This window comes from Fibrobacter sp. UWR4 (assembly GCF_003149045.1).
Lineage (GTDB): Bacteria > Fibrobacterota > Fibrobacteria > Fibrobacterales > Fibrobacteraceae > Fibrobacter.
Genome location: NZ_QGDU01000001.1, coordinates 165,393 through 190,941, shown reverse-complemented (window position 1 = coordinate 190,941; position 25,549 = coordinate 165,393). Strand labels below are relative to the sequence as shown.

At 49.2% G+C, this 25,549-nt stretch carries 20 protein-coding genes; 10 read left to right on the top strand and 10 right to left on the bottom strand.

The window, feature by feature from the left end:
* Positions 1-14 precede the first annotated feature (14 nt).
* The 4 genes from BGX12_RS00860 to BGX12_RS00845 all read left to right on the top strand — a co-directional run bounded on the left by BGX12_RS00860 (position 15) and on the right by BGX12_RS00845 (position 3,160).
* Positions 15-965 carry a radical SAM/SPASM domain-containing protein gene (locus BGX12_RS00860; RefSeq protein WP_109734200.1) on the top strand — a complete coding sequence of 317 codons (951 nt, stop codon included), beginning with the start codon at positions 15-17 and terminating at the stop codon, positions 963-965.
* A gap of 126 nt (positions 966-1,091) precedes the next feature.
* Positions 1,092-1,589 carry a preQ(1) synthase gene (gene queF / locus BGX12_RS00855; RefSeq protein WP_109734199.1) on the top strand — a complete coding sequence of 166 codons (498 nt, stop codon included), beginning with the start codon at positions 1,092-1,094 and terminating at the stop codon, positions 1,587-1,589.
* 104 nt (positions 1,590-1,693) lie between these two features.
* Positions 1,694-2,440, top strand: a complete 747-nt coding sequence (gene queC, locus BGX12_RS00850; RefSeq protein ID WP_109734198.1) for a 7-cyano-7-deazaguanine synthase QueC — start codon at positions 1,694-1,696, stop codon at positions 2,438-2,440.
* A gap of 12 nt (positions 2,441-2,452) precedes the next feature.
* Positions 2,453-3,160, top strand: coding sequence for a queuosine precursor transporter (locus BGX12_RS00845; protein WP_109734197.1), 708 nt, complete (start codon positions 2,453-2,455; stop codon positions 3,158-3,160).
* Here BGX12_RS00845 and BGX12_RS00840 read toward each other — a convergent pair.
* Positions 3,157-3,927, bottom strand: coding sequence for a hypothetical protein (locus BGX12_RS00840; RefSeq protein WP_109734196.1), 771 nt, complete (start codon positions 3,925-3,927; stop codon positions 3,157-3,159). The two genes, BGX12_RS00845 and BGX12_RS00840, sit on opposite strands and share 4 nt — an antisense overlap.
* A 35-nt stretch (positions 3,928-3,962) precedes the next feature.
* Between BGX12_RS00840 and BGX12_RS00835 the strand changes: the two genes are divergently transcribed.
* Together BGX12_RS00835 and BGX12_RS00830 are read left to right on the top strand one after the other, a co-directional pair.
* Complete coding sequence (locus BGX12_RS00835; RefSeq protein ID WP_109734195.1) at positions 3,963-4,769, top strand: arginase family protein; 807 nt, start codon at positions 3,963-3,965, stop codon at positions 4,767-4,769.
* Positions 4,750-5,520, top strand: a complete 771-nt coding sequence (locus BGX12_RS00830; protein WP_109734194.1) for a pseudouridine synthase — start codon at positions 4,750-4,752, stop codon at positions 5,518-5,520. The genes BGX12_RS00835 and BGX12_RS00830 overlap by 20 nt, the downstream gene beginning before the upstream one ends.
* Positions 5,521-5,580: 60 nt before the next feature.
* On the opposite strand, the gene BGX12_RS00825 is transcribed toward BGX12_RS00830, so the two are convergent.
* The 6 genes from BGX12_RS00825 to BGX12_RS00800 form a co-directional block, all read right to left on the bottom strand.
* Entirely contained in the window at positions 5,581-6,270 is a 690-nt protein-coding gene (locus tag BGX12_RS00825; RefSeq protein WP_109734193.1) for a hypothetical protein, read from the bottom strand.
* A 19-nt stretch (positions 6,271-6,289) separates the two neighbouring features.
* Positions 6,290-7,420, bottom strand: coding sequence for a glycosyltransferase (locus tag BGX12_RS00820; RefSeq protein WP_109734192.1), 1,131 nt, complete (start codon positions 7,418-7,420; stop codon positions 6,290-6,292).
* Positions 7,402-9,969 (bottom strand): NPCBM/NEW2 domain-containing protein, encoded by a 2,568-nt coding sequence (locus tag BGX12_RS00815; protein ID WP_109734261.1) that lies wholly within the window; start codon positions 9,967-9,969, stop codon positions 7,402-7,404. The genes BGX12_RS00820 and BGX12_RS00815 overlap by 19 nt, the downstream gene beginning before the upstream one ends.
* Before the next feature lie 89 nt (positions 9,970-10,058).
* Positions 10,059-10,655, bottom strand: coding sequence for a hypothetical protein (locus BGX12_RS00810; protein WP_109734191.1), 597 nt, complete (start codon positions 10,653-10,655; stop codon positions 10,059-10,061).
* A gap of 85 nt (positions 10,656-10,740) precedes the next feature.
* Positions 10,741-11,568, bottom strand: a complete 828-nt coding sequence (locus BGX12_RS00805; protein ID WP_109734190.1) for an HAD family hydrolase — start codon at positions 11,566-11,568, stop codon at positions 10,741-10,743.
* Positions 11,569-11,590: 22 nt separating this feature from the next.
* Positions 11,591-11,995, bottom strand: coding sequence for a hypothetical protein (locus tag BGX12_RS00800; protein ID WP_109734189.1), 405 nt, complete (start codon positions 11,993-11,995; stop codon positions 11,591-11,593).
* Positions 11,996-12,133: 138 nt separating this feature from the next.
* Here BGX12_RS00800 and BGX12_RS00795 point away from each other — a divergent pair, with 138 nt between their 5' ends.
* The 3 genes from BGX12_RS00795 to BGX12_RS00785 are packed head-to-tail and all read left to right on the top strand — an operon-like array spanning position 12,134 to position 15,520.
* Positions 12,134-13,282, top strand: coding sequence for a phospho-N-acetylmuramoyl-pentapeptide-transferase (locus BGX12_RS00795; protein WP_109734188.1), 1,149 nt, complete (start codon positions 12,134-12,136; stop codon positions 13,280-13,282).
* A 4-nt stretch (positions 13,283-13,286) separates the two neighbouring features.
* A complete protein-coding gene (locus tag BGX12_RS00790) occupies positions 13,287-14,618 on the top strand; it encodes a UTP--glucose-1-phosphate uridylyltransferase (protein ID WP_109734187.1) in 1,332 nt (443 codons plus the stop codon).
* Positions 14,619-14,641: 23 nt separating this feature from the next.
* Positions 14,642-15,520, top strand: coding sequence for a lauroyl acyltransferase (locus BGX12_RS00785; protein WP_233246196.1), 879 nt, complete (start codon positions 14,642-14,644; stop codon positions 15,518-15,520).
* Between the two features lie 3 nt (positions 15,521-15,523).
* Here the strand turns inward: BGX12_RS00785 and BGX12_RS00780 are convergent, their stop codons facing one another.
* The 3 genes from BGX12_RS00780 to BGX12_RS00770 all read right to left on the bottom strand — a co-directional run bounded on the left by BGX12_RS00780 (position 15,524) and on the right by BGX12_RS00770 (position 23,454).
* Positions 15,524-17,593, bottom strand: a complete 2,070-nt coding sequence (locus BGX12_RS00780; RefSeq protein WP_109734186.1) for a hypothetical protein — start codon at positions 17,591-17,593, stop codon at positions 15,524-15,526.
* A gap of 67 nt (positions 17,594-17,660) precedes the next feature.
* Positions 17,661-21,317, bottom strand: coding sequence for a homocysteine S-methyltransferase family protein (locus BGX12_RS00775; protein ID WP_109734185.1), 3,657 nt, complete (start codon positions 21,315-21,317; stop codon positions 17,661-17,663).
* An 82-nt stretch (positions 21,318-21,399) separates the two neighbouring features.
* On the bottom strand, positions 21,400-23,454 hold the full coding sequence (locus tag BGX12_RS00770) for a glycoside hydrolase family 3 N-terminal domain-containing protein (protein WP_109734184.1): 2,055 nt from the start codon (positions 23,452-23,454) through the stop codon (positions 21,400-21,402).
* A gap of 126 nt (positions 23,455-23,580) precedes the next feature.
* Between BGX12_RS00770 and BGX12_RS00765 the strand changes: the two genes are divergently transcribed.
* Positions 23,581-25,506 carry a M6 family metalloprotease domain-containing protein gene (locus tag BGX12_RS00765; protein WP_109734183.1) on the top strand — a complete coding sequence of 642 codons (1,926 nt, stop codon included), beginning with the start codon at positions 23,581-23,583 and terminating at the stop codon, positions 25,504-25,506.
* The last annotated feature ends 43 nt before the right edge of the window (positions 25,507-25,549 follow it).

Here is a 25,549-nt window from a genome sequence, read left to right as displayed (position 1 = left end):
CAAGACACTCAAGAATGAACGGCGTTTATATTGAAATCACGGATGTCTGCAATCTGCACTGCAGTTTCTGCCCCTGCGGATCCCGTGCCGATTCTACGCCGCGAACCTTCATGTCGTCGGAACTTTTTGAACGTTGTTTAAGGGAAGCAGCAACCGTTACAGAACAAGTATACTTCCATGTACTTGGAGAACCTACGCTCCATCCGAGCTTTGGAAATTTCCTTAAAAAATTGGAGCAGGTTTCAAGCGTCAGAATTAATGACAAGAAGTTACAACTAACACTCACCACCAACGGCACCACCATTGAGCGTGTAGGGAAAGCCATTCTTGCCTCTTCCGCCGTGCGTCAAGTGAATTTTTCCACCCACGCTTACGCAGAATTGCCTTTGGATGAAGCCCGCAGTTATTTGCAAAACGTTCTGGATTTCTGCCGCATGGCTGCCGTGGAACGGCCGGACTTGTACATCAATTTACGTCTTTGGAACGTAGGTGACGAAAGTTCCAACGCTTGGAACAACTACATGCTGAAGCAGGTGAATGAAGCATTTGGTCGCACGGACTCCTCAAGCGAGAACTGCGTCGCAGGCCAGAACAGCGCTGCTGAGCAAAACCGCGCTCCCATTACTTTGGAACATTTTTGCAGCCGTCACAAAAGCTTCCTTGTGGAAGGCCGCATTTATATTCATCAGGACTCCCGCTTTGAATGGCCCGCAGGTGGCGAGACTCTTTCCTCAAAAGGAACTTGTCGCGCCCTGGACACTCACTGCGCCATTCTCCACGATGGCCGCGTTGTGGCCTGCTGTCTAGATCATAGCGGTCAAATCACCTTAGGCCATATTCAGGAAAATTCCTTGACAGAAATTCTATCCTCCCCCATGGCTACAAATATCCGTGAAGGATTCGCAAATCACGAACTTCGCCATCCCTTCTGCCAAAGTTGCAAATTCTGCAAACGGTTTAAATAGGGCATCAAGGGGCGCACTTCACCTTGCAAACCTTGAAAGCCTTCCCAATTTTTTCTACATTGCTCCCCGCTTAACAAAGTAGACAGTTCGAAAACCTCCTGTCTCAAAACAAAACTAGGAGCTAAAATGACCGAGAAATGCGGCCGCACCGACGCAGAACTTGAAGGCGTCACCTTACTTGGCAATCAGAACACCAAGTACAAATACGATTACGATCCCGAAGTATTGGAACGATTCCCCAACAAGCATCCGGACAATGACTACATGGTCATGCTGAACTGCCCGGAATTTACATCCCTCTGCCCGAAAACAGGTCAGCCGGACTTTGCGGAAATCCGCATCAACTACGTGCCGGACCAGTACATTGTGGAATCCAAGTCCTTGAAGCTGTACCTTTTCAGTTTCCGCAATCACGGTGACTTCCACGAAGACTGCGCCAATATCATCATGAAGGACTTGGTAAAACTTCTGGACCCGAAGTACATCGAAGTGGAAGGTATTTTCACTCCCCGCGGTGGAATTTCCATCTACCCCTTCGCCAACTACGGCAAACCGGGTACCGTGTACGAACAGAAGGCAATCGACCGCTTGTTCGCAAGCGTCGACCGCAGAGAGTATAAGTAGTAGACAGTTGATTGTTGGCTGTTGGTAGTTATAAACTTTCATTTTTTCTCATCTCGCACATCAAAGCAGTCCAATAGGGCTGCGACCTCATACCTGATTTCAATATGAAAAAAGCAATCGTCCTTTCTTCGGGCGGTGTTGATTCTACCGTGTGCGTTGCCATGGCTGTGGCAAAGTACGGTGCAGAAAACGTCGCCACCACTTCAATTTTTTACGGTCAAAAACACAACAAGGAACTGGAATGCGCCCGCAAGGTTGCTGATTATTACAAGCTTGCCCATTACGAATTTGACTTGTCCAGCGTGCTGCAATTTTCCAACTGTTCCCTGCTAAGCCAATCTAATCAAGCGATCGAGCACAAAAGCTACGAGCAGCAAATTGCCGACAACAAGGCCGCAGCAGAAGCCGTCATGCAGCCCGCAAGCATCACGCAGCCTGCCGCCGCCAAAGGGAAAGTTTCCACTTACGTTCCCTTCCGCAACGGTTTAATGCTCAGCGTCTGTGCAAGCCTCGCCCAAAGCATTTTTGAAAATGATGACGTTGAAATTTACCTGGGCGCCCATGGCGATGATGCCGCCGGCAACGCCTACGCCGACTGCAGCGAAGAATTCGTGAATACCATGAGCAAAGCCATCTCCATCGGCACCTACGAGCAGGTTCGCGTCACAGCGCCTTTCGCAGGACTTTCAAAAGCAGAAGTCGTCAAAAAAGGCCTCGAGCTGAAGGTACCCTTTGAACTGACCTGGAGTTGCTACGAAGGTGGCGAAAAGCCCTGCGGCGAATGCGGCACCTGCATCGATCGCGCCCGAGCATTCGAAGCCAACAACGCAAAGGACCCTGCAATCCCATAAGGATTTAAAACAATGAAAAAGACTAACGAAAACTTAATTCTTCTGAATATCATCTTTACCGTCGGCCTCGTCATATCAAACGTAGTCACTGCCAAACTGATGTACACGGGCTTTAGCCTTTTTGGAAGCAAAATTACCTTGCCTGGCGCAGGAGTTTGCTACGCATTCACTTTTCTCGCTACTGATGTCATCGGAGAAATCTGGGGAAAGAAAGAAGCCAACAAGGCGGTCATTTTCGGCTTAGTGGGTCAAGTATTCGCCACCCTCTTGATATTGCTGACCCAGCACCTCCCCGCAGCGGATGCCAACATGCAAGAAACCTACGTGAAGCTCCTGGGACAAAACTGGGTATTCGTGGTGGCAAGTCTTGCAGGCTACCTCATCGCCCAAAAATGGGACATCTGGGTATTCCACAATATCCGTGACCGCTACATCGCAAAACATGGGGATACGAAACATCGCTGGATCTGGAACAATGCTTCTACCATGACCAGCCAGATCCTGGATACCGTGGTATTTATCGGCATCGCTTTCGGCCTTGGTTTTGGTTGGCTGTTCCAAGCAGAAATGCGTCCCGTTCTCCTTTCCATGATGGTAGGCCAGTACGTATTCAAGATGCTGCTTGCCGCCTGCGACACCCCCATCTTCTACCTATTAACGAAGAATTCTCGCCCCAACGAGAAGGATGTCGTTCTTGAAGAATTCCGAATCCAGAATTAATCTCTCTTGTAGCCGCTCAATACCAGGCAAAGGAGAGCGGGTACATAGAAATACCAGACGAAATTATTGGCAACAGTAGCCACAATTTCCTGGATACTGTGATCCGGGCCAGTTGCAAGGGACAAGCCCACGCAAACATCACCAAGGAAGAACAAAATCATGCCATACTTGATGATGGTCGAATTCTTCGGAGAGAAATAGCCAATCTTCGGGACATTACAAGCCACAATCAGAGAGCAGATCAGGAATGCGGCATAAGTTGCAACAGTAGGAATCAGGGCTGCTTCAAACACACCGAAAAGGTGAAGCGCATTGAAAACGAACATCACTGCAAAGGGAATTACAATAATCCAAGGAACATGATCATCCGTATCACTGGTACGAGTGTGGCGATAAATAAAGATGGACTGGAAAACCATAAAGAAGTTAATGCCCATCAAAGTATAATCAGCACTATGCTCAAACAAATGAGTCACATTGTGCAGGATCTTGAAGCAAATATCGGCACAGAAAGCGCAAAGCATGCCTACCTGGAGAAGTCTGCGGTCACGCTTGCAAATACAGTATTTACTACCACAGAACAAGGCCATAATGGTGATGAGGGTGGTTACAGAGAACTTGGCAATATGCTGGAAATAGCTAGAATCCGCCAGGCACTGTTCCACAGCGCCACACTGGTAGAAAACATACCAGCCGCGGACAAAAAAGGCGATCGCAAGAACGGAAATAATCGAAAGAATTACAGCAACATGTTTCTTGGTCATCATGGCGCCAAAAATAAATTTTTTTGTAATTTTGCGGTATGAAATTTCTAACAAGCGTTCAGGATTTTACTTTTGTTTACAAAGAACAGCCTTTCATGCTGGAACTTAAACAAAATTCTGATGTAAATTGGCTTGATTGCACCCAAATTAATGGTACAGACTGCTATTGCGACGATGATGCACAGGCGGAAATTCGACCTTTTGTACACAAGAATTCCGGTGAACATCCAGGCGTCCACTTCTTCGATAACGGCAATTATCATTACATGAGCAAGCTGTGGACAGACCCGCTTGAAAAGCAGTTTAGCCTGGTCATTTTTGATCATCATCCCGACATGCAGCCTCCCCGCTTTGAAGGGATACTGAGTTGTGGCGGATGGGTCAAGGAAGTCCTCGACCACAACAAGAATGTTCAAAACGTAATCCTGATTGGGGTATCCGACCAACTGATCGAAGACTTGAAAAAAGACCCTACCGCAGAATTCGACAAATACGTCGACCGAGTGACCTTCATCAAGGAAAGCGACGTCCTGGACGGAGCTCCCGTGGCAGAACAGGTCCTGGCGCAAATTCCATCCACATCGAACGTTTACATCAGCATCGACAAGGACGCCCTTTGCAAGGAAGACGCAGCCACCAACTGGGATCAGGGAAGCCTTACCTATACGCAGCTGGAAGAAACCCTGCTCGTACTTTTTAAGAACCACAGGATTCTAGGCGTAGACATCTGCGGGGAACGGGGAAAGGACTGCGACTTTTCGGATGCGGGAAATGCAGACCAGTTGAACAACGAACTGAACAAAAAGCTATATACTTTAATCAGCAATGCATTTCAAGAGCAATAAACCATCCAAAGGCGCCCACGGCGTCGCCCGCGTCATCTCCAAACGGGGCTTTTGCAGCCGTAGCAAGGCAGAGGCTCTTGTTCGTGAAGGATGCGTAAAACTGAATGGGCGCCAGGTACTTGATCCCGACGCCCCCGCCCGAGAACAGGACGAAATTACCGTCAACGGCCAGAAAGTCGAGGCTAATCAGAAAATCTATTTCATGATGAACAAGCCCCGCGGCGTGGTGACTACCGCAAACGATGAAAAAGGTCGCAAGACCGTCATGGAAGTTTTTGCAGAACAGTACATCAAGATGTATCCTGGAAAAAGTGTTCCCCACACTTCCCCTGTAGGTCGTCTTGACGCCGCCAGCGAAGGCTTGCTGCTTTTTACCAACGATACGGAATGGGCCAACAGCATTATGGAGCCTAGGCAGGACCGACCTGCAGAACATTTAAAAGTTTATCGGGTGCAGACATCGGGAAAACCCTCTCCCGACGACTTAAGAAAAATGGAGGACGGTTTTACCGTCCCCCCGAGAGTCTTTGGAGAACAAGCGGAATTCATGCATGCGGTATCAGCAAAGATGCACCAGGAAGGCGAAAAGAATTGCTGGCTGGAAATCGTGCTGGACGAAGGCAAGAATCGTCAAATCCGCAGAATGCTGGCTCACTTAGGTTTTGAAGTCCAGCGTCTTGTCCGCATTCAAATTGACCAATTCATACTAGGCGATTTAAAACCCGGCCATATTCGTTTAATAGAACTTTAGGTCTGGATCCTTCGCGGCTTCGCCGCTCAGGATGACGTTGGGTTTTTACTCAGGATAGCTTTACTTCTTCTTGTTCAGGCGGAGAATGCCGCCCTTGTTGAATTCCGGAGAATCCTTGGGGAACGGGATCTTGGTTTCGGAACGAAGCACATAAACTTCGTCATCACCCAGATCCACTTCGGAACCGGACTTGGCAGGAATACCATCGCCAAACAGGCTATCAGCAGCCAGAAGCAAGGCTTCCTGGGCTTCTTCAATGGAAGAGGAAATGCTCAAATCAGGCAGGGCAAAGCAGGCAAGGCCCAAGGTATAAATCAGGTCACCGTGTTCCACAAAGTTAATCCACGGATCCATGGGATATTCCCCATCGCCCAGTTCATCGCGGAATCCATCCACGCTCCAGGCGGCGCCGGACTGCTGCATATACACGCCCTGTGCGCCAGCAGAGAACAGCTTGAGGATGGCCATATTTACCTGAGTCACATCTTCGATGGACTTGGCTTCGCCCAGCAGGAACAATAAGGATTTGTGCTGTTCAATAGCAGCGGCGGCTTCGGCAGAAATATCCTGGTGTTCCTTGAAAATATCCAGCAACTGAGGGACCGCATCCTTACGGACCACATTAAACATCACGCCGCAACCGGGAATCATGACGGATTTTGCGTCGGCCGCAATGGAAACGTTTTCGTTAATCACAATATTGTCGGCAACGCCAACATTCATAGGAAATGCGAGAATAAACTGAGGCATGATTTTTCCTTTTCTCTAATTAAACTTTCTTTTTTCTAAAAGATTGGACGACGGCTGTTTTAAGCAAGTCATTATTTTGTGCGGCAGGAATCTGGACATCACATTCGTCAACAGAATCCAGCAAGGAATCCTTATTCAGTTCCTCTTCCCCAAGGGTAACCGCCTGATGGGACTTGCTAAGATCTCTCGCAAGAACCACTTGTTCATACTGTCCCGGCGTAGGTACAAGCACGCATTTCGCGCCTAGTACAGCCATATCCATAATGGTACTGTAACCGCCACGGGAAACTATCCATTTCGCGGACTTGATCACATTCGCAAACTGATCATCAGGCAAATGGGTGAAATAATCCGTATTGCCTTCCGTCCACGTCTTGATACCCGCAGAGGGACGCCCCTGGATAATGGCGTGCCTTCCAGGAATACTTCCAAAAATATCCGCAAGACGTTTTTCGAAACGGCCTCTCGCAGGTTCCACTCCGGAGACCACTGCCACGAACTGGTAAGGCCCCTTAGGCTCGTTCACAGAAACCGTTTCCAGAGGGTTGGCCGTTTGACGTGCATCCTGGAATCGGGACAAAAGCCCCACGTACTTTACAGGCCTGGGGCAGAATTTCACATGGGACATGTTCCCTGCATAACCGGGTGCGCCAGGAATATCAGGAACCCAGACCTCATCAAAATGACGCATAATGGAACAGTGCCACATAATGCCCATCGACTCGAAAGCGGAAAGCATAGGCGGGAACGCAATGCGTCGCTGGTGAGTCATGTAGATGGACTTTGCCTTATGGCTGTAAAAGCCAAAGCGATTGTCCGACACCAGCACGTCATAATGGTGACGTTCCACCATCTCTTCCGCAAAGCGATGCTCAAATCGAATGACCTTATTCAGGTGGGCGCCATTTTTGACAAGCCACAATCCCATATTGTATCCATGCTTGGGATACACAATATTGTAGGAAGGAACTAGACGTTGACGCAAGTTTGGAAATGCACCGCGGAAAAATGCGGCATTGGATTTCACCACCGCAATTTCAACATGGGCTCCTTGACGCAAATACTCGCGGATAATAGGCACACAGCGAGTGGCGTGCCCTAATCCCCAGTCCAAAGGTGCGATCAGAGCTTTTAGCGGGCTTCCAACCATATATTAGCCCAATCACCATGGTCGCAGTCCTTATCACCGCCCATGTCGATTCGCAATTCCAATACGTTCACACCACTAATGTCCACATCAATATTCTGGACATCCATGGAATACATGCGCTTACTGCGGAACAGTTCACGACCATCACCCGCCACAATAAAGCTAGCGCCATCACCGCAGACGCTTTCGTCATCCAGGCCAATGGTTCCGTGGAACGTCTTGAACGGAGAAGGCAGGCGGTAAACCAGGCTGGAGTTCGCATGAGAACCGATGCCATAACGATAGGCCGTTCCATTCAAAGTCAAGCGACGATGTTCCACCGTGGTATTGACTTGAGGTTCACCCCAATCCTGAGTAAAGCCGGACATCCTAAGTTCGGACAGGAGAAGTACACCTTCCCCATTCACGAAGAAGTCCTTGATCACATGCAAGGTATCACTATCCGGCATCAGGCAATCAATATTTGTCCTGTTCATGCCCTTAACAATCTTGGTGGAATCCAGGTTCAAGGTATCCACGTCCAGAGTCAGGTGCAAGTCTTCCTGCAATTCCCCATTGAGAGAATAAGTACAGGACAGTCCTTCCGGGAAGTTCTTGTTCACAACAAAGGCGTTGTTTTCCATATCGCTAACATAGAACTTCTGTTGATAATCCGACACACCGCGTTTGGCATTAATCTTGTACATCGCCAGCGGATAGCCAAACAGACGCGGTTCCCAAAGGACACGTTCGTGCTTATAATCCTTGAGAATTTCATCCATCTGGTCGGTGGTCTTGAAACCAACCACACGGCTCTTGCGGTTCAGTTCGCCATAACCGTCCTGACCGCGGACTACATAAATGTTTCCGCCGGAGGTACGCATTTTCTGGGCGAAAGTTTCCAGATCCCAGCCAATGAAAGTACGTTCACTGTAGGAGCTATGACCGGAAGCAAGCATCTGCCAGGGACGAGCATAAATGAAAATGGAATTTTCCGGGTAGTTTTCCAGAGCTCGGTCCAGATAGTCTTCTTCGGCAAGGAGCTTATTCCTGTAATAAAGCATGTTGTTGCGGAAGCTATCCCCATGATAAACCATCAGTCCCAAGGAAAGCAAGCAAGCTACTACGGCAACAATATTACCAGCGGCATCCACCCTCATCTTGGTAGCAAACTGCAGTGCATCATAAAGGCCCAACGCCATAATCAAGGCAAACAAAGGCAAGGCCACAAGCACGTAGCGCTGATTGATATCGATGGTGAAAGTACCAGAAACATTCAAAAGAATGACGAAAATCTGGATACAGAACGCAAGTCCCAGAACAAGGCCTCGCCAGTATTTACGCCAGACAATGGTACGAATCAGCAGCCAAACCGTGGCTATCAGCAGAATGACAGTGAAACTGGTGTAGAAGGGATTCTGCATGATGCCGCCAAAAGCGGGATCCTTGTCCAGATTCATCATCACTTCCAGATTGGTCTTCATATTGAATATGAAGTTATCCAGGGAATGAGCCGCATGTTCGCCCCCCTGGAAATCATAGCCTCGGTAAGCGGCCATAGTATTGACGGAAGGCCAGCTCACAAAGACAACCGCAGCCACAAAGGCGGGCAGTCTGTAGAACTTCTCCAGGAAGTACTTATGGTAATACAAGGCAAAAGGAATAAAGGCGAAAACCGTTTCCTGACGTGTCTGGGCAAAGAATCCAAGCAGAGGCACGGTCAGGAGGAAGTGTTTCCAGGTCACCTTGTTGGCAGGCACAAAGGCATACCAAGCCATAAGAGCGGAAAGAAGGAAAATATACAGTACTTCCGTGGAAGCAGATCGAGCCTGGAGCAGATAGATAGGCATGCCCCCCAGGAAAACGGCTGCGGCAAGTGCAGCCCCCTCGTTAGGCACCATCTGTAGTTTCTTTTCGGTGGTAAGCTTCCCGCCTACAGGACTAGTCGGAACGTCGACCCACTTCTTCCGCTTAAACCACTGGGCAAGCGCCAGGAAGAAGAAGAACAGGCTGAACACGTAGAACGGGTAGTTCACCAGCAAGGCCGTATCGCGATTAGGCTTCGCCACGTTGAACAGCAAGGAATAGACAAAGCCAAGAGCCTTGCCCTTGAAGTTGTTCACTTCCGTCACGCAGTTCAGCTTGCCATCCAGCCATTCACCTTCGTTACAGATACCGCCAGAATGCTGGAAATACATCTGCAAGCCCATGGACTCCCAGCTGGTTTCATCGCTGAGGACTCGGTGGGTATTGCCGATATTGTTGAACATGAATACGGAGAAAATCAGGGTCACAACGGCAAGGACACAAATGGATTTGCCGCTGGGCAGGAACCCCTTGAGATTTTTGGAAATGAAGGGGATGTTAAGTCCTACACCCACCAGCAGAAGAATAAACGTAAGAAGGATGGAATAATACCCCAGTTGAATATCGATTCGACGGGCAAAAGGTACCGAGGAGAACTCAAAAATTAAAAAAGCGACAACAAGAACCACCAAAGTAAGACCAAAAGAGGTCAAAACCGTCTTTTTGTCAAAATTATTCGCGAGAAAATCCTTCAATTTATTCATGGAGCCAAATTTAGCAAAAAGCACCTACATCAAAAAAAGGGAAACCCGAAGGGCAACCCTTTTTCAAACGCTTTACGCATCCAGGAAGATTAGATATGGATGTGGATGTCCACGCCCTTCTTTTTCTTCTTCTTTTCGGGAGGAGGAGGAGGAGGAGTCATTCGCAGTTCGCAGCGATCACCCGGACGGATTTCAACGGGAAGACGGCCATGGCTACTCAGGTCAAAATGATCTCTATGGCCACCAGCCTTAACCTTCAATTCTGCACGGTCATAGGGACGATCGCAATGGAACTTATAATCGCGAGAGCGTAAATCCTGCTCAAATTCGCAGCAAATGCCGTTATCGCACATACGTTCCTTATAAATACGAGGAACTGCACGGACGCGCAAATCAACACGTTCACCCTTTTCTACGGTATAGCGAAGACGACCATTACCTTCGTCAACACGTTCGGAACCATTCCTTACATGGACGGAGACTTCCTTGGGGTGTTCGTTACATTTCAGTTTATATTCGGATTTTTCATTCAGGTGAAAATCGCAGCAGGTGGAGCCATCACATTCGCGCAGGTCCAAACCCCAACCATCCTTGTGCTTTTTCTTTCCATCGATATGGATGGAAATGCCTGCATAGCTCATTGCAGCGCAAATTCCGCACAGAGCAATAATTTTGGAAAAATTCATAAATAGACTCCTTAACGGTCAATTATCGAAAAAAGATATAAATATTTTCAGTGGAAAAGGTCAAACCTTTCAAAAAAAAACGAGATTACAGAACAAATTTCCGGATAACTTCCGCGACCCCGCCATGGTTGTTATCCCGTTCCGTCACGTATTTTGCGGATTTTTTCGCAATCTCGGAACCATTGGACATGGAAACGCCTAGACCTGCAGCCAAAATCATGGGGCAATCGTTTTCCTCGTCGCCACAGGCGATCGTTTGCTCCAGGGGAACGTTAAAATACTCGCTCATGAAGCGAACGGCATCCCCCTTGTTGGACAACAAGTGTGAAAATTCCAGCATTTCAGGCTTACTGAACACGTCAAACAGTTTTCCTTCGGTGTTTTTACGCATTTCGGAGCGGAAATCCAGAAGGGTGGAATGATCCCCCGGGGTAATGATATTCACCTTAATGGGTGGCTTGATGACCACGTTGATGAACTCGCCGAAATATTCCCGAATATCCTTTACAACAACGTAATCCATTTGCATTTGCTTGCAGTAGGTTTTTAGCTGTTCCGTTTCGTGTTCGGAGACCACCAGATCCCCAGCGTAAGTGTGGGCATGGAAACCGCGGGAAAAGGCAGCATCCATAATGGACTTGACCTCTTCCACCGAGATGGGACGGGTAAGAATAGGCTGTTCTGCAGCGCAGTCAAAGATTAAGCCGCCGTTAAAACTGACCAGGAAAAAGCCCGGCTTGTAGAAGCCATACTTCTTGGCCAGAATCTTGGCGCTGGCCAGAGGGCGACCTGTGGTAATGACGAACTTGTGGCCCTTGGCAAGCATTTCGTCAATAGCCTGTATATTCTCTTGAGGGATGGTCTTGTCATCCGCCAGAAGAGTGCCGTCCAAATCCGAGAAAAGAATCTTCATGATTCGACCTTACGCACTCACCTTATAGACGATCCAGGAAACTTTCGGCATCCAGTTCGTCCAATTCCTTCTGGAGACTGGCCAGGGATTCGTCCGTAAGAGGAGCAGGCTTTTCGGCATGTTCCTCCACAATTTCAGAGGCACGTTCCTCGGCGATTTCGTTGGACTTGTCCAGCATGGTCCTTAAGGCATCGGCCACAGGGGCCAGGTTACCGTCGCGGCTGACGGCCGCATCGATTGCGCGGGTCAGCTTCTTGCGAAGGTTTGCGAATTCATCCTTATCCAACTCCCCTACTTCACCATGACAATACATCAGGGGAGTTCCACAGCGGGCGCAACTAAAGACCATCATGTTGGCCTTTTCGCCCTGAAGTTCCAGATCAAAAGAGGCTCCACAATGGGGGCATTCAATATGCAAATTACTCATACATCCCAAATGTAGAAAAACCTTGTGTATTCAGGCCTTTTTTTCAAATACGAAAGCCAATCCTCCCGCTTATTTTTAAATTAGACACGTCAATTTTTTGTAAAACCATCATTTTTAACAAAAACCGTTTATAGAACTATGCTTTGTCAGTGGCTTTTCCATTTTACAAACATTGAACTTTTTGACGGCCGTCTGTTCCGCGCAGGCGTTGCCGCCATGCTTTCTATCATCATGGTCCTGTTCTTCATGCCTAAATATATTAGGCTGCTCCAGGGATTAGACGCAACCAGCGACTTCGACAAGGATGGATCCAAGAAATCACCTCCCATTATGGGCGGCCTACTTTTGGTCATCGTCGTAGAAATTGTCTCCCTCCTGGTATGCAAAATGAACGGCTATACAATTTCTACCCTAGTGGTGCTGGGAGCTTTCTCCGCCGTAGGCGCCATTGACGACATCGCCAAGGTTCGCGCCAAGCGCATGGTCATGCAGGGCAAGCTGAAGGCCGCAGACTATATGGACAAGGCCGACGGCATTTCCAGTTCCCTCCGTCTGTTCCTCTACTTCCTCTTTAGCTTAGTGGTGGCTATTTTCTGCTACAAGTTCATTCCTGAACTTCAGGGCAAGTTGACTGTACCTTTCTTCCCCCACGACGTTTTCCAGATTCATCTGCCTAACTGGATTTTCGTAGGATTCATGACTTTCGTGATTGCGGCTTCTGCCAATGGAACGAACTTTACGGACGGTCTGGACAGTCTTGTTTCCGTACCTATTTTGACAAGTATGGTGTTTGTAGGCCTAGTGGCTTACGTCAGCGGCAACTTCATTTTCAGCCAGTACCTCAGCGTACCCTACTTGCCAGGCTGCGATGAACTGTTCCCCTTGGCCATGTCCATTGCAGGTTCCCTGCTTGCCTACCTGTGGTTCAACAGCCCTCCTGCAGAAATCTACATGGGTGACGCTGGTTCTGTCGGCTTCGGTGCCGCCATCGGCATTATGTTCATCCTGGTTCAGGCAGGTCTTTTCTACCCCATCGTCTGCGTCATCATCATTGCAGAAGCATGCTCTGTACTGCTCCAGATTTTGTGGTTCAAGGTGACCAAGAAGGCTACAGGAACCGGAAAGCGCATTTTCCTCTGCGCCCCCCTCCACCACCACTACCAGAAAAAGTGGGATGGTCGATTCCCCAGCAAGCCCCTGATGAACTCCAAGATTGTATGGAGAATGCATCTAGTCAGCATCTTCGCGCTGATTGTTTCCATGGTGATTTTCTTTGGCATTAGGTAGTGGTATGATTGAAAAGTTGGTTGCAGCGGGTCAAGGAGACTTGGCTTACTATTTGGAAAGCTTAAGCGGTGACGCTCGTAAGAGTTTGGAACGTGATATCGCCAGTCAGGACTGGGAGGAGCTGAAGGCCCTTCATGCAGAAAAGTCCACCGCAAGCCTGTCCGACAATGTTTCTTCTGACTTGAAGCCTATGCCTTTCAAGATCGGTGCAGATGACCTGCGCTATGAATTCTGGAAGGAGACGGGGGAAATTCTTTTGGGTAAGGGCCAGGTAGCTGCATTCCTGGTTGCCGGTGGTCAAGGTTCCCGTCTGGGATTTGAAGGTCCCAAGGGCATGTTCGACATCGGTCTCCCCAGCCACAAGAGCCTTTTCCAGCTCCAGGCAGAACGTCTCCAGAACCTGGCCGCCCAGGTGGGACACGCCATTCCCTGGTGCATTATGACAAGCCCCCTGAATCACGAGGCCACCGTCAATTTCTTTACCGAAAATAACTTCTTCGGTATGGACCGCACCAACATTCGCTTTTTTGAACAGGGCACCATCTGCGCCTTGACTCCCGACGGAAAGGCAGTCCTTGATGGAGAAGACCATCTGGCCCTGGTACCGGACGGAAACGGCGGTTGCTTTAGAGCTTTGGCCCAGAGCGGAACTTTGGCTTGGCTGATTGAACGTGGCGTCCGCTACGTGTTCCTGTACAGCGTGGACAACGCCCTCTGCCGCGTTTGCGACCCGGCATTTATTGGAGCCCTTGCCAGCGAAGGACGCAGCATGAGTGCATCCAAGGTGGTCCATAAGGCTAACGCAAGCGAAAAGGTGGGTATTTTCGCTTTCCAGAACAAGAAGCCCGGCGTGGTGGAATACAGCGACCTTCCAGAAGAATATCGCGATATGACCAATCCCGACGGAAGCCTTACTTTTGACGGCGGAAACATCGCTATTCACCTGTTCAAGATCGAGGGTTTGCGCAAGTTGCAGACCAGCAAGCTCCCGTGGCACACCGCCCGCAAGACCGTTTGCGGTATTGAAAAGTGCTGGAAGTTTGAACAGTTCCTCTTTGACGCATTCCCGCAGCTGGGTTCCATGATGCCCTTCGGCGTGATCCGTGAAGAGGAATTCAGCCCGGTGAAAAATGCCGAAGGTAACGACAGCCCGAAAACGGCACGTACCATGATTGGCAAGCTTCATCGTGAATGGCTCCGTAAGGCTCATGTAGAAGTGAACGAAAACAAGCTTTACGAAATCTCCCCCACTTTGAGCTACGCTGGCGAAAACCTTTCCCGTCGCGTATTCGAGCGAGAACTGGGCAAGAGCATTCTGGAATTCGACGAAGAGTAATCGGAATCAACTTCAGGTTTTCAATGAATAAGAGCGGTATGAAATACGTCTTCTATAAGGCGCTACTTCATGCCCTTTTTTATTTGCCGGACCGAATCTACGAGGATTTATTCAACAAGGCCTACCCCGTCTACAAGGCCCTCCATAAGGACCGAGCCCACGGTCGCGTTGTACAGCACCTGAAAAATGCGGTTGCAGCAAACCCTAGTTCCGTACTGAAGAAAACCACACCCCGCAGCGTTTTCCGAGGAATCTACTGGAACGCCATCGATTCCTACCGAGGCCTCGCCCGCATGCCCGAAGTAACGGACCGAGTCGTTTTTGAAAATCCCGAAATCATTCGAGAAGCATTGCGACATGGTCCTATTGCAGCCATAAGTATCCATCAAGGATCCTTCGAGTTGCTGCACCGTAGCCTGTGTCATTTCAGCAATAATGTCCATCTGGTAACGGACACCCTAAGGAACGGCGAGCTAAGGAAGGTCATACAGGAACTTCGTAGCGATCCTTGCCTGACAGAATACAGTCCCGACCATTCCCGTGAATTGATTCGCAATTTATTCAAGTCGGATGGCATTCTCGCCATGGTATTCGACCAGGGGAAAAATACCAAGGGAAACAAGGTCCAGCTTTTTGGACAAGACTCTACCCTATTCCTGAGATTGCCCCAACTGGTAAACCAGATGGGGGCAGGAATCGTTACCTTCAGGACCTTTACGAAGGGAGGCCTGCGGGGAAAGATCGTCATCCGTTTCGAGACGTACTATCCACCAAGATACGACTCCATGAAAAAAGCAAGCGATACTCCCCTGGTGGAAAGTATCGCTAAAGAAGTTGAAACCTGGATTGCCGAACATCCATCCCAATGGAGCTGGAACTACCACGGCAATTTTAAGGCATAAAACTTATTTGAAATTTTCAATCTGGCGACCCAGAACAGTATAAATTCGTCCAGATGCATTATTCTTTTTCATCACCAAAGCCTTTGCTCCCGAAGAAACTACGGAATACTTGGAACTAGACGGTTCCTGCAGATTCTTTTCTGCAATACGGAGAGGCGAATCCATGGGGAAATCATCATCCGGATTGGTAACAGGTTCCTTCTGAGTGGGAGCGTAAACCATCAAGGTGTCAAAATCAAATACGGGATAGCCGTCCCTGCGGATCCAAATCTTTTTGTCAGCCTCGGAACTTCCATTCAGCACCGCAAGGAATTCGTCGTTCTGCATTGCACCAGTATAGCTTTTGTGTAGTCCAGCCAATTCATCCACTTCATCATATTCCTGCAGAACCACTTCAGAAGCAAGCTCCCCATCAAGCAGAAGAGAATCCAGATACAGATGCTTTGTACCGAGGATTGTGCGCATACTTCCAATCAAGCCGCCAACAGACTTTCCCTCAAGTTTAGATGTTGCGCTGTAACCATAGTTCAGTTCCGAATAGATGTAATAAATCTTTCCTGCCAAGCCACCCACATACTGGTACTGACGTTCGGGAGAATCGGCCACTACTTCGCCGCGGTTATACACGTTTTCCATCTTGATGAAATTGGCATAGCCCACAATGCCGCCAATTTCAAAACGGGAATACTTATCTCCAGCGCTTTCGCTTTTCGCAGTAACGTTACCGTAGTTAAAAGCCTGTTGCATAAAGGTAGCGTCCATGACATAGCTCCCATTTGCCTCAAGAGCACCTGCAACGCCACCTACGTAGTGGTCACTCAGAGAATTACTCTTGATTTCACCACGGTTACCCACTTGATAGGCAAGAGCATTTTCGTCATTGTTAAAGGCATAACCCAAAACGCCACCTACATAGTTCACTCCAAATTCAGCCGTAGAGGTTGCATCCACATCACCAAAGTTCATCGCGCTTAGGAACGCTCCATTGCGGCTATCCCCCACAATACCACCTACACGAACAGAGTCTACGGACGTCACCTTGACTGCGCCGAAATTGTAAAGTTTTTTGGAGCCGTTTCCAAGAGAAGTCTGGCCACTTTTCCAGGACTTATTCATATAGCCCACAATGCCGCCCACAGTAGCAAAATGGAGATTCCCTTCAACGGTAATTTTCCCTGCATTCTTTCCATACACAATGGAACGATAGGATTCGCCAGCAATACCGCCCACATCCACATTACCGGAACTCTTTACGGTGATATCACCTTCATTTACCATGGAATCCAGAGTAAAGTCGCCATCGGATTCGTAAGGGGTGTAATCTCCCACAATGCCGCCCACGTAAGTAATGGAATTGGAGAGTTCGCTTGCGGTAGAATCATTTACAACGATTTCGCTGGAGTTAAAAGCGTTAGTCAAAGGAGCATAGGCATAGCCCACAACGCCACCCACCTTAATACTTCCAGAAATGCGGTTATTCACGCTACGCACATTGCGCATGATCGATTCATGGCTATTGTTGTAGGAATGATATCCTGCAACACCTCCAGTAATACCCTTGGACTGAATATCACAATTACGGACTTCGATATTTTCAAGAGTATTTCCGCCATGGGAAATCATGAAGCCACCCGCTGCAGTCAAAGTATCGCTACCCACCTTGCAATTGGCAAGTGTTACATTGGCAATACGAGCACCATCCTCATAAGTATTCACGGATGTAAAAAGCGGCATGTCAGAATTGAAGCCGTAAATGGTATGACCGGCACCATCAAATTCCACGATAAAATTCTGACGCAAGGATAAGTCGTTCTGTATCCACGGAATTTCAGAAAGACTGGACGTATCCTTACCAAAAATAATATCGTTTTTCAGCCTTGCATAAAGGAGCGCGAAACTTGTATCCGCCAGTTGTCTAAATCCCACCAGTTCTTCCGGGGTGGTAATTTCATAAACATCCTTATAGCCTTCCGCCACCGTTTTCGGCAAAACGGAAGTACCATCCCAAGCAGCAAATACACTGGCAGCGGAAACTAGGAAAGACGAAACAACAATGTGGGGAAAACGAAACACAAATCCTCCTTTTTTACCCAACTCAATTATAGAATTTTTGAGTAAAAAAAGGTTGCGTTAAAATAACCTAGTTCACCTTCACGTTGAAATATTCGATTTCCGGATGGCTGATGTAGAGGCCGCTAACAGAAGCCTGCGGGTACATAGCGCCGTTTTCAGTAAGGCTAATGCCTACACTGTCGAAATCGATAAGCTTTGCCACGTTGAAGATTTCCTTGATGTTGGGAAGCACCGGATAACCCACAGCCGGACGGATACCCTTCCAGTTACAGTTCTTATCCAGTTCACGACTCAAGTACTCTGCGCCCGCTTCCGCAAGGCGATCCGCTACCGTCTGCATCAAGAGAACATCGTAGTCACTGCCACCTTGTTCAGCCTTCAGCTTTTCAAGACGTTTCACGAAGGCATCGCTGACGGTAACAGCAAAGGCACCCACAATATCGCGGAAAGCCCTGTCCCCCACCATCGAAGCGTAAACGCTATCGGTCTTGGCATCGGCGGGAGCCACATAATCACAGAGGGCAAGGCATGTTCCTTCCGGATTCTGCTGACGGGCGGTATTGATTTCCACAATGTCTTCGGCGGTGCCTGTGCGGCCCGTGTTGAAAAGGACTGCAGTTTCGGTACCGGCGGCAGGATAAAACGCCTGTACTGCGCGGAGGCTGTATTCCGGCTTATTGAGGGTATCGAGAAGCGTCTCGGCGTCGGCGCGGAGCTTCTGAGCTTCTTCGCAATCAGCCTTTACCTTCCAGGTATAGAAGAAGTATTCCCAGCTAATGAGAGGGATGACCCTATCCAGGGAAATGGGCGGCAGTTTACTTTCCCCAAAGAAGGGAGGCTGTACCGGACTATACTTGGACCAGTCGCAAGCGAAGCGACGTTCCACGGGAGTCTTTTCTGCAGCGGCCATGGCTTCCGCCTTTGCAGCAACCTTGCCAGATTGTTCGTCGCGGATTCGCTGCTGTTCCTTGCGGTTTTCTTCGATAGTGGCTTCGCGGGTTGCAGGATCCAGAAGTTTCTGGGCCAGGCCAGGATTGCTTGCGGCGTCACGAACATGGAACACGGGACCGTCGTAGCAAGGAGCTATCTTTACAGCAGTATGTGTGGGAGATGTGGTAGCGCCACCTACAATAATGGGAATGCGAAGTCCCGCTTCCTGCATCTTGATTGCAACCGTGCACATTTCTTCCAGAGAAGGCGTAATCAGGCCGGAAAGACTTACTATGTCAGCCTTATGTTCAATGGCTGCATTTACGATTACATCTTCAGGAACCATCACGCCTAAATCCACCATCTCGAAACCATTACAGGCCATGATGACGGAGACAATATTCTTGCCAATATCATGAACGTCACCTTTAACGGTGGCGATAACGATCTTTCCGCGGGAGGCTGCACCTTCTTCCTTGCCGGCTTCGATGTAGGGCTGTAAAATTTCCACAGCCTTCTTCATGGTTCGCGCAGTTTTCACCACCTGCGGGAGGAACATCTTACCTTCACCGAAAAGACGGCCCACTTCATTCATGCCATCCATCAAAGGTCCGGAAATAATACTCACAGGACTGTCACCGCGGTTAATCAGTTCCATCAGATCCGGCTGAAGAGTGGTTGAAGTTCCCTTCAGGAGAGCTTCCTGCAAGCGTTGTTCCGGAGTGGTCTGGACGGCAACGGCTGTGTTGCCGGAGTCCCCAGCACTTACTGCACCTGCACCAGCACTTAACGCAAAAATGGCCTTAGGATCGTACTTCGCCCCAGTTTCCTTCGCCTTTGCGGCAGCCTCGTTCATGCGGCTTGCAATTTCAATCAGTTCTTCACTAGATTCCGGATGTGTATTCAACAGCACTTCCGTAATAGCCATGCGAAGTTCCATAGGAATGGACTTGTATTCCACGGCCGCAGCAGGGTTCATGATGGCCATGCCCATGCCATTGGGAGTTGCCAAATGCAACATGGTAGAGTGCATGGCTTCGCGGAGGTAATTGTTTCCGCGGAAGGCAAAACTCAAGTTGGAAAGACCGCCAGAAATGCGGACGCCCGGCAGGTTGTCAATAATCCAGCGGCAAGCGCGGATAAAGTCGTGAGCATAGGCATTGTGTTCCGCCATGCCGGTAGCGACCGTCAAGACGTTGGGGTCAAAAATAATATCCGAAGGATCAAAGCCACACTTTTCCGTAATGAGCTTATAAGCACGAGACGCAATAGACACGCGTCGGTCGTAATTGGTAGCCTGCCCTTCTTCGTCAAAGAGCATCACAATGACTGCAGCGCCCAAACGTTTCACGGTCATGGCATGTTCAATGAAGGCTTCCTCACCCATCTTTAGGGAGATGGAGTTCACGATACACTTACCCTGAGCGCACTTCAGGCCTTCTTCGATGACTTCGAAGCGGGAACTGTCCACCATGATAGGCACGCGACTGATTGCCGGGTCGGAAGCAAGCAAGTTCAGGAAGGTTCGCATTTCCTGCTTTGCATCCAGGAGGCCGTCGTCCATATTGACGTCCACCACCTGGGCACCATCTTCCACCTGCTTACGGGCAATATCCAAAGCTTCTTCGTAGTTCTTCTCGTTAATGAGACGGAGGAACTTCTTGGAGCCGGCCACGTTACAGCGTTCGCCCACCATCACGAAATCTTCCGCATTGCAGTTGTCCGCACCATTACTGGGGCGAACCTGATTTACCATCAGAGGTTCCAGCCCCGCCAGGCGAAGCAGCGGAGAGGTGACAAATGCGGGAGCAGGCTTACGACGTTCATAATCGGAAGGCAGGGCATCCAGCATTTTACGCATGGCAGCGATATGTTCCGGAGTGGTACCGCAGCAACCGCCCACCATATTCACCAGATGTTCATCCATATAAGGCTGCATCAGGCGAACCATATCTTCCGGGGTATCGTCATAACCGCCAAACTGGTTGGGCAGGCCAGCGTTAGGATGGCAGCTGATGTAGCAGGGGGCAAGTTTTCCCATACGGCGAAGATACGGAATCATTCCGTCGGCACCGAGACCGCAATTCAAGCCAATGGACAAAGGTTTCGCATGCATCACGCTAATGGCAAAGGCTTCTACCGTCTGACCAGAAAGGGTACGGCCAGAGGCATCGCTTACCGTCATGGAGAACATGATTTCGATTGGCTTAAGGGCAGCAGGATCTTCGCCTCTTGCAGCAGCGTCAGCCTTTCGCTTATCAAAAACCTTCATGCAGGCACTTGCTGCAGCCTTTGCATTCAAGGTATCGAAAATGGTTTCAATAAGGATTGCATCCACATCTTCTTCAACGAGAACCTGGATCTGTTCCAGGTAAGCGTCTTCCAGTTCGTCAAACGTAATGGCGCGATTTGCAGGATCATTAACATCATCGCTCATGGAAAGCATCTTGCTGGTGGGACCCACGTCACCTGCAATATAAACCTTACGTCCGTATTTTTCCATGGCTTCTGCAGCTGCCTGCTTGGCAATCTTTACGGAAGCACGATTCATCTCGGCAATGCGATGTTCCTGATGGTATTCGTGCTGACTCACTCGCTGACTGGAGAACGTATTCGTAGTCAATACATCCACGCCCGCATCCACATAGCGGCGCTGAATATCCAGAATCACGTCCGGACGTTCAATGGAAAGCATGTCGTTGTTGGCACCTTTAATGCCATAAGTCTGAATGACAGAACCCATACCGCCATCCAGCAACATCATCCTACTTTCAAAAGCTTCGCGAAGAGTCATTTTCAATTTATTCCCATGAGCCTAGACCGCCATCGGCAGTTTATGCATATATACATTTTTATGCATATATAGAAAATTGAAGCTAGTAAGTCAAACCAAATCCGTAGGGGAACAGGCCTTTCTTGCCATCCCCGTCGTTAATGGGAATCTGCTTGGAATTCTTAGGCCAGGTATGAGGCAACTTGCCCGATGGCTTCACATCCCCGAAGAGCACATCCGCTACACCGGCGCCTTCGCTACCCGGAAGCCAGGCGGCGACGAAACCATCTGCAGCATTAATAATGCTCGTAATGGGCAAAGGACGTCCAGAAACAAGAACCACGATGACCTTCTTACCAGCGGCCTTCCAATCCTTAATTTGCTTGAGGTTTGCATCGGTGCTTTCGAAATGGGTCGTATGGGAACGTTCTGTAGTAAACAGCTTGTTGTCGAAATTCTTTTCTCGGAAATCGCCGAACCATTCTGCGTAGGGCGTTTCACCAATGACGTAGATGACCGTATTTGCGCTATCCAGATTTTCGGTACGAGCACCTGCGGCAACCTGGTCGATGCCACCTTGAATGGATGTTGCTCCCGGAACTTCACCGCGGGTTCCCTGCCAACCTAAAGTCCAGGCGCCACACTGCAATCCCGTCTGATCCGCATGAGAACCAGTAACGAAAACAGGTGCAGTCTTTGCAAGAGGAAGCACCCCTTCGTTCTTCAGCACCACAAGACTCTTCTGAACTGCTTCACGGGCCAGGGCACGATGTTCCGGGCTACCGATATTTTCAGTTTTCCCCACGTACTTTTCAGGACCCATGGGATTGTCCAGACGACCTGCGCGAATCTTCACGCGAAGGATACGACGAACTGCATCTTTTACGCGATCTTCGGAAACCTTCCCTGCTGCCACCAGTTCCTTCAGAGTTCTCATGAACGCTTCTGCGGAGGACGGTACCATGGCCAGGTCAATACCTGCGTTAATTGCACGGCGAATAGCTTCTTCGCTGGAAACGTTTGTCTTCTTGCCGGAATAGTCACCAGCATTACCCGGCGTAGTGGAATGTTCAATACCTTCCCAGTCCGCAATGACAAAACCGTCAAAGCCAAGTTCAGTCTTGAGCCAGCCCGTTAGACGGAGAGAGTCCACATGCTGGTGAACCCCATGAACCGTATTGAAGCTTGCCATGACGCTCTGGGCACCTTGTTCCACAGCGGCAATGTACGGAGGCAGATGAAGGTCGCGAATTTTCTTGTCGTTGATTTTTACATCACCACGGTCCCAGCCCTTGTCGGTACCACCATCACCAATAAAATGTTTGATAGTACCCGTGACTCGCCATTCTGCATCAAAATGGTCCCCCTGCATACCGCGAAGGAATGCAGAACCCAAATCAATTGCAAGTTCCGGCTTTTCACCAAAGCCTTCGTAGGTACGGCCCCAGCGTTCATCCTGAGGAACACTCAGTGCAGGAGCAAAGTTATAGTCAATATGGGCAGCCCACATTTCTTCTGCAACGGCCTGACCGATCTTACGGACAAGAGCAGAGTCACGAGTTGCGCCCAGACCGATATTATGAGGATAGACAGTTGCGTTAATGACGTCAGCAACGCCATGCACGTTATCCTTACCATAGCTCACGGGAATTTTCTGGTCCCATGCCTGCTTGTAGAATTCAGCCGCATAGGCCCCACCACCCTGCAGAGCAGAACCGCAAATGCTTCCGCCACAATTCACATTGGGAACCATGGCCTGGGTCATCTGGGCAACAAGATCATCTATGGTCATGTTCACCATTAAAGAATCAATTCGTTCTTCAATAGGATCCCGCTTCAAGGTTACCTTGGCAGCCTTCCCCATTTCGTTCACGGCAGCCACGGACAATGTTTCCGGAAGATATCCAGTCTTGCGAACAATAAGAACCTGAGGATCGGCAAACTTGTCCTTCATGCGGAAATCACCCTTCCCATTGGAAAGGGTTCGTGCATCCGGCAAAAGATTGGGCATGGTCTTAAAGCTGACCACGGCATCCTTAATCGGAGCGCCTTGGGAATCCACGACGGAACCATTTACGGCAGAAAAACTAGGGATAGCCATTGCAAGCATAGTGGCAACAGCGGCGGAAATAAGTTTGTGTTTCTTAATCTTTTTCATACAACCTTAAATTTAAGCAAAAACAGCCTAAGAAGCCAATAAATCTGGAATTTCAAGTGTACAAATGAAAACAACTGTATCAGCCGACGCAAACTTTGGGTATATTATGTACAAAGGGATGAATGTATGGTTAGTTTAAAAAAGCTGATGGCGGGCGGTTTTATTCTCGCCCTGTGTGGAAACGCCTTCGCAGATATCGTGTACCAGGGGAAACGCATGCAATCCTGGCCTGCAGATGCGATTACCAAATTCGATAATTCTCGCGGATCCAACATGAGATTCGCCCCACCCAAGGAAGTCAGCCACTATTCCGCCCCCAAGGGAAAAATTTACGGCCTAACTTTGCTGGTAGATTTTTCTGACCAGCCCGCTCCCGTCACAGTTGACGAAGTTTCCGACTGGCTGAATAAGGAAGGCTTTAATCGAGACGGTTGCAAAGGTTCCGTCCGAGATTACTATCTGGACGTTTCCAACGGTCAACTGGACTTTACCAATGAAGTCTTTGGTTGGTACCGCGCCAAATATCCAAAGTCCTATTACGAGGGACTGGATGGCTATTCCGGATCTGATGTGCTAGTAAAGGAAGTCTTTGAATACTTCGATTCAAAGGTGGATTATTCCCGCTATGACAACGACAAGAACGGAGTGACGGAAGCCATCAATATCGTCTACGCAGGTGAAGGTCAAACATGGGGACAGGGACTTTGGCCCCACGCAGGATGGTCCAACGAAACTCGTGATGGCGTTCGTCTGCAAAACCATCAGATGACGGATATGCCGGGAAAGTTTTCCATCTACGTTTTCGTCCATGAATGCGGCCATATGATTTTCGGCTGGCCGGACCTTTACTGGTATGGGGATTACTGCACCATGGGCAACCGCGCCAACGATTGGAACCCCATCGCCATTAACGATTTCTACCGCGCCGACCAGGGCTGGATTCCCTTCGTTGATGTTTCTGCGGAAGATATCGGAAAAGCTTCCTCGGAGGCTGGGGAAAAATGCTATCGCTTCAAGAATCCCAATCGTCCCGACAAGGAAGGCTTGGCCTGGTCCTATGTGAAAAACACCGGACGAAATGCAACTCTCAAGGGAAACGGCATTTTAATGCAGCATTACGATTTCTCTATCGATGGGAATTCTTCTGCCAATAAGCTCGGGTTGAGAATCGTCCATGCGGATTCCAAGGGAAAGACAAGCGATCCGGAAAACGACCAATGGCCCTCCCCCGGCAGCCGCGCCACCGCCTTCTTTAGCGGAACATACAATGCTTTTTCCGACGCACTCTATCCCGCCATCCGCTGGTATAGCGGTGCAGAAACAGGATTGAACTTTACCGACGTGAACGTAAACGGAAGCACATTAAGCTTCTGTCTCGGCGGAAACTGCACCGTTTCCTTTGACGACGGTAACTCGGGCTCCTCCGACGAGCCAATGACCATCACGGAAATCAGCTTTACAGCGGACCTGTCAATCAGCGACGACTACGCTCCCGTTTCCATCGACTTGCAGGGTTCAAAGGTCGCAGAAATTCTCGGCATCAAGGAAAGCGAAATTGCCTCCAAGGCTAGTTTTTACGCGGTAGAACCGGATAGTTCGTTGAACAGCAACACCACTGGCGAAGGAACCGGTCATTGGTTCGATGCCAAGGGTTCTGTCGTAACCTGGAATACCAACGGCACTAGCATAGTTTTCTCCAACGTCGATCTTTCCACCATGACCACCAAGGTGGGACACATGCCAGGCAAGGTAAAAGCAGGCGACAAGTTCACTTTCAGGCAGGCTCTAGTTTACGGAAACAAACAGGCCACTCTGGCATTTAACATTACAATCAAGGACGATTCCACCGCACCGGATAGCAGCGCGGATTCTTCCACTACAGCAATAGTTCAATTGCATCAAAGCACCTTGGATTTAGCCAGAATTTCCGTCCAGTATTTCGATATGAACGGCAATTTATTGACATCCAAACCCACACAGGCAGGCAACTACCTAATGCGCATAAAGAAAAACGGAAAGGCCATCAGCCAATCCGTTATTCGAATCAAATAGCAAGATTCTCGCATTTACAAGAATGATGCACGAAAGGTCGCGC

Coding starts and splice junctions, on each gene's coding strand:
- BGX12_RS00860 (WP_109734200.1), top strand. CDS start 15: ATGAACGGCGTTTATATTGAAATCACGGATGTCTGCAATCTGCACTGC.
- queF (WP_109734199.1), top strand. CDS start 1,092: ATGACCGAGAAATGCGGCCGCACCGACGCAGAACTTGAAGGCGTCACC.
- queC (WP_109734198.1), top strand. CDS start 1,694: ATGAAAAAAGCAATCGTCCTTTCTTCGGGCGGTGTTGATTCTACCGTG.
- BGX12_RS00845 (WP_109734197.1), top strand. CDS start 2,453: ATGAAAAAGACTAACGAAAACTTAATTCTTCTGAATATCATCTTTACC.
- BGX12_RS00840 (WP_109734196.1), bottom strand. CDS start 3,927: ATGATGACCAAGAAACATGTTGCTGTAATTCTTTCGATTATTTCCGTT.
- BGX12_RS00835 (WP_109734195.1), top strand. CDS start 3,963: ATGAAATTTCTAACAAGCGTTCAGGATTTTACTTTTGTTTACAAAGAA.
- BGX12_RS00830 (WP_109734194.1), top strand. CDS start 4,750: ATGCATTTCAAGAGCAATAAACCATCCAAAGGCGCCCACGGCGTCGCC.
- BGX12_RS00825 (WP_109734193.1), bottom strand. CDS start 6,270: ATGCCTCAGTTTATTCTCGCATTTCCTATGAATGTTGGCGTTGCCGAC.
- BGX12_RS00820 (WP_109734192.1), bottom strand. CDS start 7,420: ATGGTTGGAAGCCCGCTAAAAGCTCTGATCGCACCTTTGGACTGGGGA.
- BGX12_RS00815 (WP_109734261.1), bottom strand. CDS start 9,969: ATGAATAAATTGAAGGATTTTCTCGCGAATAATTTTGACAAAAAGACG.
- BGX12_RS00810 (WP_109734191.1), bottom strand. CDS start 10,655: ATGAATTTTTCCAAAATTATTGCTCTGTGCGGAATTTGCGCTGCAATG.
- BGX12_RS00805 (WP_109734190.1), bottom strand. CDS start 11,568: ATGAAGATTCTTTTCTCGGATTTGGACGGCACTCTTCTGGCGGATGAC.
- BGX12_RS00800 (WP_109734189.1), bottom strand. CDS start 11,995: ATGAGTAATTTGCATATTGAATGCCCCCATTGTGGAGCCTCTTTTGAT.
- BGX12_RS00795 (WP_109734188.1), top strand. CDS start 12,134: ATGCTTTGTCAGTGGCTTTTCCATTTTACAAACATTGAACTTTTTGAC.
- BGX12_RS00790 (WP_109734187.1), top strand. CDS start 13,287: ATGATTGAAAAGTTGGTTGCAGCGGGTCAAGGAGACTTGGCTTACTAT.
- BGX12_RS00785 (WP_233246196.1), top strand. CDS start 14,642: ATGAATAAGAGCGGTATGAAATACGTCTTCTATAAGGCGCTACTTCAT.
- BGX12_RS00775 (WP_109734185.1), bottom strand. CDS start 21,317: ATGACTCTTCGCGAAGCTTTTGAAAGTAGGATGATGTTGCTGGATGGC.
- BGX12_RS00770 (WP_109734184.1), bottom strand. CDS start 23,454: ATGAAAAAGATTAAGAAACACAAACTTATTTCCGCCGCTGTTGCCACT.
- BGX12_RS00765 (WP_109734183.1), top strand. CDS start 23,581: ATGGTTAGTTTAAAAAAGCTGATGGCGGGCGGTTTTATTCTCGCCCTG.